15 protein-coding genes are annotated in these 12,615 nt (G+C 49.2%); 3 read left to right on the top strand and 12 right to left on the bottom strand.

Going from position 1 to position 12,615, the window contains the following annotated elements:
- Positions 1 to 23: 23 nt before the first annotated feature.
- Positions 24 to 887: a 16S rRNA (cytidine(1402)-2'-O)-methyltransferase gene (gene rsmI, locus HV229_RS22395; protein WP_016154652.1), complete on the top strand. Its 864-nt coding sequence runs from the start codon at positions 24 to 26 to the stop codon at positions 885 to 887.
- A 23-nt stretch (positions 888 to 910) separates the two neighbouring features.
- On the top strand, positions 911 to 1,057 hold the full coding sequence (locus tag HV229_RS22390; RefSeq protein ID WP_181546442.1) for a hypothetical protein: 147 nt from the start codon (positions 911 to 913) through the stop codon (positions 1,055 to 1,057).
- Positions 1,058 to 1,060: 3 nt separating this feature from the next.
- Here the strand turns inward: HV229_RS22390 and HV229_RS22385 are convergent, their stop codons facing one another.
- The 12 genes from HV229_RS22385 to kbaZ all read right to left on the bottom strand — a co-directional run bounded on the left by HV229_RS22385 (position 1,061) and on the right by kbaZ (position 11,485).
- Positions 1,061 to 1,780, bottom strand: coding sequence for a galactosamine-6-phosphate isomerase (locus HV229_RS22385; RefSeq protein ID WP_016157559.1), 720 nt, complete (start codon positions 1,778 to 1,780; stop codon positions 1,061 to 1,063).
- 53 nt (positions 1,781 to 1,833) lie between these two features.
- Positions 1,834 to 2,625: a PTS galactosamine transporter subunit IID gene (gene agaD / locus HV229_RS22380; RefSeq protein WP_016157558.1), complete on the bottom strand. Its 792-nt coding sequence runs from the start codon at positions 2,623 to 2,625 to the stop codon at positions 1,834 to 1,836.
- A complete protein-coding gene (gene agaC / locus HV229_RS22375) occupies positions 2,615 to 3,415 on the bottom strand; it encodes a PTS galactosamine transporter subunit IIC (RefSeq protein WP_016157557.1) in 801 nt (266 codons plus the stop codon). The genes agaD and agaC overlap by 11 nt, the downstream gene beginning before the upstream one ends.
- Positions 3,416 to 3,469: 54 nt before the next feature.
- Positions 3,470 to 3,946, bottom strand: coding sequence for a PTS galactosamine transporter subunit IIB (agaB, locus tag HV229_RS22370; protein ID WP_016157556.1), 477 nt, complete (start codon positions 3,944 to 3,946; stop codon positions 3,470 to 3,472).
- Between the two features lie 185 nt (positions 3,947 to 4,131).
- On the bottom strand, positions 4,132 to 5,007 hold the full coding sequence (gene kbaY, locus HV229_RS22365; protein ID WP_016157555.1) for a tagatose-bisphosphate aldolase subunit KbaY: 876 nt from the start codon (positions 5,005 to 5,007) through the stop codon (positions 4,132 to 4,134).
- Positions 5,008 to 5,019: 12 nt separating this feature from the next.
- A complete protein-coding gene (locus HV229_RS22360; protein ID WP_181546440.1) occupies positions 5,020 to 6,174 on the bottom strand; it encodes an AgaS family sugar isomerase in 1,155 nt (384 codons plus the stop codon).
- A 301-nt stretch (positions 6,175 to 6,475) separates the two neighbouring features.
- On the bottom strand, positions 6,476 to 7,609 hold the full coding sequence (nagA, locus tag HV229_RS22355) for an N-acetylglucosamine-6-phosphate deacetylase (RefSeq protein ID WP_181546438.1): 1,134 nt from the start codon (positions 7,607 to 7,609) through the stop codon (positions 6,476 to 6,478).
- Positions 7,606 to 8,040, bottom strand: a complete 435-nt coding sequence (gene agaF, locus HV229_RS22350) for a PTS galactosamine/N-acetylgalactosamine transporter subunit IIA (protein ID WP_065554769.1) — start codon at positions 8,038 to 8,040, stop codon at positions 7,606 to 7,608. Before agaF ends, nagA begins: the two co-directional genes overlap by 4 nt.
- A 16-nt stretch (positions 8,041 to 8,056) precedes the next feature.
- Positions 8,057 to 8,935 (bottom strand): PTS N-acetylgalactosamine transporter subunit IID, encoded by an 879-nt coding sequence (gene agaE, locus HV229_RS22345; RefSeq protein WP_181546435.1) that lies wholly within the window; start codon positions 8,933 to 8,935, stop codon positions 8,057 to 8,059.
- The gene (gene agaW / locus HV229_RS22340; protein WP_003839998.1) at positions 8,925 to 9,704 is read right to left on the bottom strand and encodes a PTS N-acetylgalactosamine transporter subunit IIC; all 780 of its coding nucleotides are present in this window, start codon (positions 9,702 to 9,704) and stop codon (positions 8,925 to 8,927) included. The genes agaE and agaW overlap by 11 nt, the downstream gene beginning before the upstream one ends.
- A 10-nt stretch (positions 9,705 to 9,714) precedes the next feature.
- Complete coding sequence (gene agaV / locus HV229_RS22335; protein ID WP_181546433.1) at positions 9,715 to 10,188, bottom strand: PTS N-acetylgalactosamine transporter subunit IIB; 474 nt, start codon at positions 10,186 to 10,188, stop codon at positions 9,715 to 9,717.
- A 19-nt stretch (positions 10,189 to 10,207) separates the two neighbouring features.
- Positions 10,208 to 11,485, bottom strand: a complete 1,278-nt coding sequence (gene kbaZ / locus HV229_RS22330; RefSeq protein ID WP_242672438.1) for a tagatose-bisphosphate aldolase subunit KbaZ — start codon at positions 11,483 to 11,485, stop codon at positions 10,208 to 10,210.
- Positions 11,486 to 11,752: 267 nt separating this feature from the next.
- Between kbaZ and HV229_RS22325 the strand changes: the two genes are divergently transcribed.
- Positions 11,753 to 12,562 (top strand): DeoR family transcriptional regulator, encoded by an 810-nt coding sequence (locus tag HV229_RS22325; protein ID WP_016157548.1) that lies wholly within the window; start codon positions 11,753 to 11,755, stop codon positions 12,560 to 12,562.
- Positions 12,563 to 12,615 lie beyond the last annotated feature (53 nt).

Below are 12,615 nucleotides of genomic sequence, written 5' to 3'. Positions count from 1 at the left end.
AAATCGGCAATACGGACGACACAATGAAACAACACGAATCGGCGGATAATTCTCAAGGCCAACTCTTTATTGTACCTACTCCTATAGGAAATTTGGCTGATATTACCCAACGAGCGCTCGAAGTTTTACAAGCCGTTGATTTGATTGCCGCTGAAGACACTCGTCATACAGGACTTTTGTTACAACACTTCGCGATTAACGCGCGTTTGTTCGCTTTACATGATCACAACGAGCAGCAAAAGGCCGAAACGCTGGTGGCGAAGCTTAAAGAAGGGCAAAACATTGCGCTGGTTTCCGATGCCGGAACGCCGCTGATTAACGATCCTGGCTACCATCTGGTACGGACCTGTCGCGAAGCAGGGATCCGCGTTGTTCCCCTGCCAGGCCCTTGCGCGGCGATTGCTGCCCTGAGCGCTGCAGGTCTGCCTTCAGACCGCTTTTGCTATGAAGGTTTTCTGCCTGCCAAATCGAAAGGGCGTCGTGATGCGATGAAAGCCATTGAGGCTGAACCGCGTACGCTTATTTTTTATGAATCCACCCACCGTTTGCTGGATAGCCTGGAAGACATGGTTGCCGTCTGGGGCGAATCCCGCTACGTGGTGTTGGCGCGTGAGTTGACCAAAACCTGGGAAACCATTCACGGTGCGCCGGTTGGCGAACTGCTGGCGTGGGTCAAGGAAGATGAAAACCGTCGTAAAGGCGAAATGGTGCTGATTGTCGAAGGACACAAAGCGCAAGAAGACGACCTTCCGGCTGATGCGCTGCGTACGTTGGCCTTATTGCAGGCAGAGCTGCCGCTGAAAAAGGCCGCCGCACTGGCCGCTGAGATCCACGGCGTGAAGAAGAATGCGCTGTATAAGTACGCGCTGGAACAGCAGGGGGAGTAAGAAGGCCTGGATTAATCACCGGCTTGTCGGAAGAAATGTCGGAAGAAATGTCGGAAGAAATGTCGGAAGAAATGTCGGAAGAAATGTCGGAAGAAATTGCTGAAAGCGTTGCAGTTAAAAGGCAAACTGCAACGCGTTGCTGCGTCAGGGGGATGTGGCGGTTGCTGTAAATTTTATTTATCAGGATATTGTGAGCCGTCAATCAGGCAACTGACATTGCGGTGCAACCATAAAAATGAAGCAGGAATAGTAGTAGTAACGGAGGCGGCTAGGTATTTTTCTACCGCATCGTGCTTCCCTTCACCTGCTATCAGCAACAAAATCTCTTTTGCATTCAGGATGTCTTTCAATCCCAGCGTAATGCCGTGAGTCACACGACTACCAGCTGTTTTTAACATGTCATGATGGCGCGTTTTCTCCTCAAGTACGCTGATATGGCAAAACGGCTCCAGGAGCTCTGTGGGTTCATTCAATCCCAAATGGCCATTTTTGCCTATTCCGAGCAGACATAAATCGAGGCCGCCTCGGCTGGCAATAATCTCTGTGATGCGCTCGCATTCCTGCTCGTTAACATTTTCAGATTGAAAACCAACCAACTGTTCAGCTCGTAAACCCAGCGGTTGAGCGATGTGTTGTTGCAGGAAAGATTCACACGTTGCAGGAGAGTTCAACGGAATACCGACCCACTCATCCAATTTCACGAAAACCACTCGATTAAAATCGATATTACGTTGGTTAATTTTCTCGACAAAGTAGCGATATGTGAGAAGGGGGGTGCCTCCTGTTGCCAGACAGATGGTTGCATCAGGTTTATTCTGTATCAGCGTAATTAACTGTTCGCTGGCGCGATCGCTCAATACGTCATAATTGTCGCAATACTGAATATATTGCATTTTTCGAGTCCTTTTGAAGTAGGGTGTTGCAGGCTGCTTCACCCTTATTTCGTTTAAAGTATGCCGAGTGCTGAAGAGATAATTGACAGTACAAACGTCACGCCGATTAACAGTACTGGATGTGCTTTTTTCACCCGCAACAGGTAGTACATCAGTAACGTGTAGCCCATCGGTAAAATATTCGGGAATACTTTATCGAAAAAATCCTGCTGTAATGCCACGCTGTGGGTACTGTCGATTGCAAAAGAAGTTACAACGTTAATGTGCACATAGGATGCGATAAGCCCGCCAATAACTGTGATCCCGAGGATCGTTGCTGAGCGGGCGATCATCTGCGAATTTTCTCGTACTTTGTCGATAGCTTTAACACCTACCGAGTAACCGACATGCGTCCAGCCGACGCGCAAGAAAAAGATCATCAAATAAACGGCGAAAAACAAAATTGGTCCCAGTATGTTTCCCTGGCTGGCGAAAGATGAACAGATCCCCGCCATAATAGGCAGTAAGGTGAACCAGAAAATGGCATCGCCGATCCCGGCGATAGGTCCAAATAGCGCCACTTTCAAGCCTTTAATTGTGTCGCGGTTTTCCCTCTTTTCTTCCATTGAGATCAATAATCCCATTAGAAAACCGACCAGATTAGGATGGGTATTGATAAATTCTAAATGGTCTTTCATCGCCGCGCTTAGACCGGCTTTATCATCCTTATAAATTTTTTTTAGTACCGGGAGCATAGCCCAGGTAAAACCACCTGCCTGCATCCTTTCATAGTTAAAGCTGGCCTGAAGAAATGACGAGCGAAAGCCAAGGCGAGTAATGTCTTTTTTACTGATTTCAGATCCCATTGCTATAGTCCTCTTCTTCATTGTTTTTATTAGTGGCAAGTTGAGCCTGCTGTTTGGCTTTCGCATTGAAAAATTCATATACGGCGAAGCCTGCGCCCAATACGGCGACGGGCAGTAGGTTGTTAACCTGGATGTAGCAGACGAAGAGGAAGCCAGCAATCAGGTAAGGTATGTACTGTGCTTTGAACATCACGCGGAGCAACAAACCAAAACCAACAGCAGGCAAAATGCCCCCCGCCACTTCAAATCCATGTGTTAACCAGGCGGGCATGGCTTTTACCAGTGACTGCATAGCGCCCTGTGCCAGATACGTACACAGGAAGGCGATGATGGCGTATGAAGAAGCAACAATCAGTGTTGTCAGCCAGTTCAGACGCGTAAATGCGCTTGTGTTTGCTTCTCTCGCACAGTTATCGGCTTTTGCCATAAACAGAGAGAATGCTGAGTAAAAGAACAATATTACGTATTGCATTAGAAGGCTGAAGGGCAAACCAAGACCGATGGCTGTTTTGGCATCCACGCCGGTAGACCATGCGATAACAGTGGTCATTAAACCGGCCATTATTGGATTGGGTGGCTGTACGCCGCCCGCTGGCGTCAGGCCAGCAAAAGCCAACTCGGTCAAACCACCTGTTATTAGGCCAATATGAATATCACCCAGAATAGCGCCGGTTAAAGTACATACAATAATCGGTCTGAATAAAAACAAGGCTTCCAGCCAAAAGTCGATTCCAAGAAAGAAAACTAATGCAGCCAGGGATATACCCTGAATAAGGGTTATTTCATGCATATATATCACCTCAAGAAAATAAATCCTTTTATTATGAAAAAGTTGTTTAGCCTTTTAATCAGGAATCTGTTCTTTTTGATCTCCAGGGACATCCTGAATAAAAATATGAACACCCTGTTTTTTTATAAAATGCAGGTCATCAAGATCTTGTTCATTAACGTAAACTTTGCTGCTTATCTGTTTTTTGCCTTCAGAGAAATGCATGTTACCCACATTGACATCGTTCAGTTGAATACCTCCTTCGAGCAATCTTCTTACTGTTTGTGGCGTCCGACAAATAAGAAAAATTTTCTGATGTGGTGCGGCCTTACCGATAACGTTTATGGTTTTATCTATGGAAAAAAAGCGGATGCCAAAACCGTAAGTTTCAGCAGTGATGCTCATTAATTTCTGCTGAATCTCATCTTGAGCAACGTCATCATCAATAACGACCAACAAGTTAGCACCAATTGTGGATGTCCATGTGACGCCAACCTGTCCATGTACTAATCGGTTATCAATGCGGGTTAACAGAATTTTTGGACCACTCATATTTTAATCCTCACCATAAAAAGATTGAATTACATTGATTATTGAAATATATTATTATTGCAGTATCAAGTTTATGAATTTATTCAGCGTAATTTAAATGCTATATATCTCTATTATTCGAATAATGAGTGCTAACAGACATTATGCAGATAGCACTCAAGAATAAAAAAGAAATATAACGATGGTCACGATAATTCGCGGACAGCCATCAATTTGTTTGCTGAGCCGCATACATTAATTTTGCTACGCACCACTTCTTTCATCGCATCCATACCGACCCGCATATAATAACGGGGATCATTACCTTGTGGATTTTCCGCAAACCACGCTTTGACTGCATCGGCAAAAGCAATCTTCAGCTCGGTAGCAACGTTAACTTTGCACACACCAAGTTCGATCGTGCGGCGGACGTATTCGTCAGGGACATCGCTTGCGCCATGTAGTACCAGTGGAACGTCGACTACTTCACGAATTTCACCCAGCCGTTGGAAATCGATTTTAGGCGTTTTGGTGTAGAGGCCGTGAGCCGTACCAATGGCGACTGCAAGGCTGTCTACGCCGGTACGCTCAACAAACTGTTTGGCTTCTTGTGGATCGGTGAGGAAGGCGCTTTCGGCATCCACGCTCATGTCATCTTCAACACCGCCGAGGCGACCTAACTCTGCTTCGACGCTGCAATCTTTGGCATGGCAAAAATCTACGACGGATTTAACCAGTTTCACGTTTTCTTCAAACGGGAAATGGCTGCCGTCGATCATTGCGCTGCGTACTCCTGCATTTACTTTGCGGCGAATATCGTCCAGAGACTCATGATGATCGAGATGTAACGCCAGCGGCATGTCGTAGCTGGTGGAATAAGCGCTGCACAGTGCATAGATCTCTTCCAGTGCAATATGCTTAAAGGTACCTGGGGTTCCGGCGAGGATCACCGGCGATCGCATTTCATTGCATACTTCAAGGATCGCCTGGATCGTCTCGGCGTTATGAATGTTGAAGGCGGGTACGGCGTAGCCTTTTTTTTGTGCATCCAGCAGGAGGTATTTTGTGGAAATAATGCTCATATAACGATCCTTTTAGGCGTTCCAGGGATGAATAACAACGCCCTGTACAACGCGGTTCACAGTGCCGCTGGCAGAAGGCGTATCCGGTGTATTGCCGATGTTAATGGATTGCGTCAAAGCAAAGACCTGGGCGTAGATCAGGAAGCAGAACGCTAATTCCATATCAATGAAAGAGCGTGCTGGCGGCAGCAGAATATGTGGGCCAGCTTCAATTACTTCATGGGTTTGTGCGGCAATTGCGACAACTCGTAGCGCCTGACGATCGCGGCGTAACTCTGCCAACAGATCGAGATCGTACTGACGTGTATAGGGGTGGCTGGAAACAAAAACCACTACCAGCGTTTCGTTATCAACCAGCGACTTTGGACCGTGACGAAAGCCGGTCGGGGAGTCATAAAATGCAGCCAGTTTACCCGCAGTCAGTTCCAGAACTTTCAGTGCCGATTCACGCGCAACTCCCTGTAATCCACCGCTACCAAGGTAGACGATCCGTTTCCACGGATCATTGCCGAACACACCGTCGCTGAAATCGCCCAGTGAAGTCAGGATCGCCTGGCACCGATCGGCTACGTCGCGGAAGGTCTGACTATTGATTTTCTCTGGGGCGAATACTGCCAGGCAACTGGCCATCATGGTGGTAATGCTGCTGGTCATGGCAAAACCACGGTCATGTGTCTCTGCGGGCATTAACAGAGCAAAGGCATTGTCGCTTGCGACTGCGTTTTGATACAGGCAACCAGCTTCGTTACAGGTGATTGGCAGGTGATAACACTCAGATACAAACTGATTAGCCAGTTCTACTGCAGCAACGCTTTCTGGGCTGTTACCTGAGCGAGCGAAAGAAACTAGCAGCAGTGGATGTGCGGGATTCAGATAATCCATCGGATTGGTGACCAGGTCAGTGGTCGGAACGGCAGTGATGTTTTTTCCGGTGTAGCTTGCCAGCCACGGGGCGATGATGTCGCCAATGAATGCTGAGGTCCCGGCCCCGGTTAGTACGATCCGCAGATCGTTTTTGCGCAACAATGGCGCAAGAAAGCTATCAATGGCGGATCGAATATTGTCGATATTGGTGAGAGAACGGATCCAACTGGCAGGTTGTTGACGGATCTCTTCTTCGGTCCAGGTGCCCGTTACCGCAGTAACAGGGGTATAGGTTTCTGGCATAACTTAAGTCCTTAGTCTTGTAAAATCCACATAAGACGCTGGCGAAAATATCGCTATCTTTCGTTTCGTTTCATTTGCTCATATAATCTATTAATTAAAATCTATAGAAAAGAAATCGAAAGGTCAATAAGATGAAATGAAATAAAACGAAAATTGTGATCGTGAGAGCGAGGGATGTAATTATCTTATTGATCTATAAAGATAAGAGTTGTTGTAAGGTGGTTGAGTATTTCCTTAAGCGAAAGGAAAAGAAAGGCCTTGCGATCAAAGATCGCAGGCCAACACAAGACAAAATGAAAGGTCAAAGGGGGAGAGCCTGACCCTGAATCCAGATCTGTTGTAAATGCAGCCCGCTATTAAGCGCGATCGCGTCGGCACGTTTACCCACTGCTAACGATCCCAGTTGGCGATCGATTCCCAACAGACGTGCAGGGTGGAGAGAGGCCATATGAATTGCCTCTTCTGCCGTTATCCCGGTGAACTCGATCATATTTCGTACGGCTGCATCAACCGAGAGCGTGCTGCCAGCCAGGCCACCGGACGTGGTACGCACAATTCCGCTGCGCATTTCCACTTGCTCACCGCAGAGCGAATAGCGCCCGTCAGGCATTCCTGCTGCCTGCATGGCATCTGTGATCAGCACCAGTCTCTCTTTCGCGCAACAGCAGCACAGCTTCATGGCCGCCGGGTGGACATGGTGTCCGTCAGCGATAAGCTCCAGCCAGGCGCGAGGGTCGGTTAACCCTGCGCCAACCATACCGGGCTCCCGGTGATGTAAGCCAGTCATACCGTTATAGCAGTGAACCAATCCATCAGCACCTGCATCAAAGGCCGCGCGGGTTTGTTCCCAGTTGGCTGCGCTGTGGCCCAGCATCACTCGGACGTTGCGCCGCTTCAGATATTCGATAGCCTGCAATGCGCCAGTTTTTTCTGGTGCCAGCGCAACGACGCGCAATGTGTGCTGGGAAACCGTAATCAGTTCATCCAGTTCACTGAGCTCCAGTTCCCTGAAAAGCTCAGGCGGGTGCGCCCCTTTGTTCTGCGGCGTAAAATATGGGCCTTCAAGATAACTGCCCAGCACCTGTGCGCCAGGCCCGCCGGAATGGTAGCGACGGGCAATACGCTCCAGCGCACTGTGAATATCCGGTAGTGGAGCGGTGACGGTAGTGGGTAGCCAGTTGGCTACCCCTTCACGCGCTTTGTGCATCGCCAGTTTGTCGAGCGTATCCGGTGCCTCATCCATCACATCGACGCCTGCACCACCATGTACGTGGGTATCAATGTAAGCTGGACAAAGCAGTTCAGCGTCGCGCTTCATAACTCCGGATGGGATTGGCTCTATTGCTGCAATGATACCGTCTTCAATATATAACTGATGATCATCCAGCCATCCTTGTTCGGTTAGTAGACGCCTGGCGCGCAATCGCTTTGTCATATCCCTTCCTCAACGGGTTTTTCCTCGCGACAGCGTCCCAGCTCGTCCACCAGACTGGTTAAACCCCTGTGTCCGCACTCCAACGCCTGCACACGAAACGCTTCGCTGCTCAGGCCGTCGCGCTCCAGCACCATCTCCAGTAGCAGTTGTAGATTGGTACCGGTGATCACTTCAGTACCTTGCCTTTGCATGGCCAGCGTAGAAGCTACGCGAAATGGCGTCCCGCCCAACAGGTCTGTTAGAAACACGATGTCTTGCTGAGCATCCAGTTCACTCACTGCCTGTTCAAGTTGCGAGGTGAGTAAGGCTGTGGTTGAGGTTTCCGGAAAGTCGATGGCGATGAACTGAGTCTGTTCACCCAAAATCTGTTTCATCGCTTTTTCCATTCCGCTGGCAAACCCGCCATGGCCCGTCAAAATAATACCTAACATCTACAACCCCTTATATTTACAGGAAGTGACAGAACTTACCTACGACGCCAAGCACCACGGTAATGGCGATAAGACGAAGAGGACTCCAGCCACGACGGACCAGCCAGAACATAGTTAATGTGTAGACCAGCGGTAAAAATGCTGGCATCAATTTGTCTATAACGTCTGTTTGCAGTTTCACAACCGCGTCGCCAGCAGTAATTTCCAGCGTAGTGCTCAGGCGAACATAGGTCGCTACCAGCGCGCCGATCACCGTCATCCCAACGATGGATGCAGCATGTCCAACCTTTTTGGTGTTAGCTTTTATTAGCGGGATGGCAGCAACGCCCATTCGATAAGCATAGTGTGCTAGCCCAAAGCGCAGACCAAGATGAACCACGTTAAACATAACAATAAAGACAACTGCGCCAAGAATAGAACCTTGCAGCGCCAGACTGGCCCCGATACCACCGCAAATAGGCAATAACGTTAACCAGAACATGGCATCACCGATACCGCCAAGTGGAGCACCTACGGCAATCTTGGTGCTTTGAATACTGTTTACATCCTGCTTGGAGCGTTCCATCGCAAGGATAATCCCGATAACAAACGTGACCAGGAACGGGTGCGTGTTGAAGAAGCCCATATGGCCTTTCATCGAACGCGCCAGATCGCGCTTGTTGGTATGGATCTTTTTCAGTGCAGGTAACAGGCCGTACAACCATCCTGATGCCTGCATACGTTCGTAGTTAAAAGAGGCTTGTAATAACATTGAACGCCAGGCAACACGGTTGATATCTTTTTTCGTCAGCTCGGCACCGATATTCTGGTCTTCGTAGACGTTTTCATTGATGCCGGACAGCAGCGTTTCTTCGGTTTCGGAAACGTTCGGCAGAGCCGTTTGATTAGATGCCATCTTCGAATTCCTCTTTTTGTGCTGCGGGAGCTGTAGGTTCAGGTGATTTACGCAGAAAATCGATCAGCGCCATTGCCAGTGCTGCTGCTGCGATCGCCAGAACAGGGAGTTTGAGCCAGGCTGCGGCTACAAAACCCAGGATGAAGTAGGGGATATAGACGTTTTTCATCATGATTTTCAGCAGTACGGCGAAGCCGATAGCTGGCATGATGCCGCCTGCCACGCCGAGGCCGTCAATCAGACGAGTCGGCAGAACATCTATAGCGGTTTTGGCATGTTCCGCACCAAAGTAAATCGGCAGGAACGCGCATAAAAAATAGAAGGTCCCCAGCGCCAGCAACGCCAAATAGTTGACCCGCTCAATTCCTGCGGTATCGGCATTTGCTGCCATGCGATCGCACCGAGCCATCACCCCTGACATCACAGAGAACAGGAAGGTAATCCCCATCTGTACCGCTACGGCGAACGGTACCGCCACTCCTACGGCAACTTCGGGTTTTACTCCTGTCGTTATGGCAAACGTGGTTCCCACGATAGTGCCGATAATCACGTTTGGCGGCTGAGCCCCAGCCAGCGGGGCCAGGCCCATCCACACCAGTTCCAGCGTACCACCTGTCAAAATACCGGTATGCAGATCGCCCAGAATCAGGCCGACCAGCGGCCCGAGAACAACCGGGCGGTGCATGTGCGTTAACCCGTTGAACATATCCAGGCCTGCAATAAAGGCGAGAATACCCAACGCAAAAGCCTGCAACAGACTAATTTCCATTGTGAATACCTCAGAGAAGTTTATAGAGGTCCTGGGCGGCTTCTGTTGGAACGCCCTGAACGAAGCACTCCACCCCAGCGGCTTTTAGCCCGTTGAACGCCGTAATATCGGCAGCGTCTACAGAAACCGTTTTGGCGATTTGTTGCTTGCCGTTGGCATAGTGCATATTGCCAACGTTGATACGGTTAACAGGAACACCGCCTTCAACCAGACGGAAGAAATCCGCAGGCGATTTGCAAACCAGCAGAATTTTCTGGCGATTGGCGGCACGGTGAATATTGTCGATCACTTTTTGTAGTGACCAGAAGCGTACGGCGATCCCTTCTGCCAGTACCATTTCCATCAGGTTTTGCTGTACTGGGTCTTCAGCCACTTCATCGTTAGCGACCAGCACCAGATTTGCCCCCGCAAATCCGACCCATTGCACACCAACCTGACCGTGAATCAGACGTTCATCAATGCGACTTAATACAATGTTTGGCATGGTATTTTTCTCTTTTTTGTTATTCGTTACGATCTGGAGCACCCAGGCAGGCGCAGTGATATTGCTGCAGTATGTCCTGAATATGGTTAATGATGAGTTCTCGCGGTGTGGCGCTGAGATCTCCCCCGCGCACTTTTACGTACTGCAAGGGTAAATACTGGCTAATTAGCGGCAGTGGAATGGGGTCATCCGCCAGATTACGCACCAGACGTTCGAATGCTTCATCAATCTGGTTGTCCGGCCAGTAGTAACGAACCCGATCGGAGTAGCTATAACCGCGGGCCAAACGGCGCGCGTTGCCATCGCCGTGATAGTGGCTCTGCCAGTATTCTGGTCGATCAAGCATCACGCTTTCCAGCACATGTCGCAGGCCTGAACTGGCTTTTGCTGGCAGCAATTCTTCTTCAATAGCGGCTAACGAAAACAGTGCTTCACGTAGGGCGAAGGTCAGCGCGGGTCCCACTTTCAGAATGGCGAAGTGATCTATCACCAGTTGGCGCAAGGACTGTGGCGTTTGGTAATCGGTAGAATGCGCTTCAAAAACCAGCGTGTCGTAGTCTTCCACCATTTTGCTGAGTGCCACGGCTTTCTGCGGTTGATAATCAATGATGTGTGTGTGGTCGAATTCAACGCCAGGTTGTACCACCAGGGCGATAATACGCGGCCAGATACCTTCCAGCCCGCGCTTTTCAAAGGCGTGATAATGGGCCTGTAACGTTGCACGTGCGGCATCCGGCGTTGTTACCGCCAGTTCGGTTAACGCTTCGTGAGCGCCACCAGGTACCGGAACTTCTGTGCCGATCACATAGACCAGGTCAGACTCACCAAAATGTGCCATACAGGTTTCTTCGGCTACTTTTGCCAGGCGTGCGGCGCGCTCGGCGACGATTTCATCAGTCAGGGGAACCGGGTCGTTAGTACACGACATGCTGCAATCGAGGTGGATCTTTTTAAAGCCTGCGGCGACATAACTCTTGATCAGATCGACAGCGTTGCCCATTGCCTCTTCTGCTGGCAGATTTTGCCAACGGTTTGGCCCAAGATGGTCCCCGCCGAAAATCAGCATATCCTGAGAAAAATTAAGCGAGTCGGCTAAACGGCAGACAAAACTGCGAAAATCGGCTGGAGTCATCCCCGTATAGCCGCCAAACTGGTCAACCTGATTAGAGGTTGCTTCGATCAACAGCGGTGTATGATTGGCATGGGCGTAGCGTATTGCGGCTTCCAGTACGATTGGATGTGCGGAACAAACGGCATAAATCCCGTTTGCCTTCCCCCATTTATGCTGCTCGACCATTTTAGTTAGATGTTTCACTTTCCTCTCCAGGTCAGATAACTGCGACATCATTCTTTCGTTTTGTTTCATTTAATACTGCATCATGGTGGTATAAAAATAAAACGAAAGATAATGGTTTTCCGATCTGTTTCACAAAAGAAACGCAATGAAAGGTTTCAGCGTAAGTCTGTCTGGCTCTTACCCGTTTACGGGGCTTGCATTCACGTAAAAGAAAGGCGTTAATAGACAAAACGAAATAAAACGAAAGATTCAACTAAAGGATTTCATATGAGTAACACCGAGTCCTCTGCAGACAAGCGCGTTATCGGCACTAGCGAAAGACGTGAGCAGATCATCCAGCGATTACGGCAGCAGGGAAGCGTTCAGGTTAACGATCTTTCTTTATTTTTTGGCGTCTCCACGGTCACTATTCGTAACGACCTCGCCTTTCTGGAAAAACAGGGGATTGCGGTACGCGCCTATGGTGGAGCACTGATTTGCGAAAGCAATGCGCTTGTTGTGGAGCCTTCTGTTGAAGATAAGAGCTCACTCAATACGGCGGTAAAACGCAGTATTGCCAGAGCCGCCGCGGAGTTGATCAAACCGGGGCACCGCGTGATTCTCGACTCCGGTACCACGACGTATGAAATTGCCCGCCTGATGCGCCAGCAAACCAACGTCATTGCTATGACTAACGGTATGAATGTCGCCAATGCGTTACTGGAAGCCGAAGGGGTTGAGCTGCTGATGACCGGCGGCCATTTGCGTCGTCAGTCGCAATCATTTTATGGCGATCAGGCAGAGCAATCGCTACAAAATTATCACTTCGACATGCTGTTTCTTGGCGTTGATGCCATCGATTTAGAGCGTGGTGTTAGCACACACAACGAAGATGAAGCGCGTCTCAACCGTCGGATGTGTGAAGTGGCTGAGCGTATCATTGTCGTTACTGACTCGACGAAGTTTAACCGCTCCAGCCTGCATAAGATCATTGATACCCAGCGGATTGATATGATTATTGTTGATGAAGGTATTCCAGAGGATAGTCTGGAAGGTTTACGTAAACATGGGATTGAGGTTGTTCTGGTGAGTATCTGATAAAAAAGTCGGGAAGTTTGCGAACTCCCCGACCTGTAATCGAATTTAGCTTT

It is taken from the genome of Citrobacter sp. RHBSTW-00524, assembly GCF_013747755.1.
GTDB lineage: Bacteria > Pseudomonadota > Gammaproteobacteria > Enterobacterales > Enterobacteriaceae > Citrobacter > Citrobacter braakii.
The sequence above is the reverse complement of the archived record's forward strand: the minus strand, read 5'-3'. Positions and strand labels throughout refer to the sequence as shown.